The organism is Thermus sp. KWY1 (assembly GCF_057547025.1).
Genome location: NZ_BAAJPG010000033.1, coordinates 1 through 419, shown reverse-complemented (window position 1 = coordinate 419; position 419 = coordinate 1). Strand labels below are relative to the sequence as shown.

Sequence of the window (419 nt, the reverse complement as noted above, 5' to 3'; positions counted from 1 at the left end):
CACCCCTCAGACCCGCAGCTTCGGCGCTGGGCTTAAGCCCCGATCATTTTCGGCGCAGCGTCACTCGACCAGTGAGCTATTACGCACTCTTTAAAGGATGGCTGCTTCTAAGCCAACCTCCTGGCTGTCTCAGCAACGCCACATCCTTTCCCACTTAGCCCAGACTTCGGGACCTTAGCTGGCGGTCTCGGTTGTTCCCGCGCTTGGACACGGACGTTATCGCTCGCGCCCTCACTCCCAGGCTCCACCTGGGACCCTTCGGAGTTTGACAGGGTTTGGTAGGCTGGTGGGCCCCCTAGCCCTATCAGTGCTCTACAGGCCCCAGTCAGCACCTGAGGCTGACCCTAAAGTCATTTCGGGGAGAACCAGCTATCTCCGGGTTCGGTTAGCTTTTCACTCCTAACCCCAGCTCATCCGAG

At 59.2% G+C, this 419-nt stretch carries 1 rRNA gene; it reads right to left on the bottom strand.

The features are described 5' to 3' along the window. Positions 1–419 (bottom strand): 23S ribosomal RNA (locus tag AC27GT_RS09630); the annotation flags it as partial.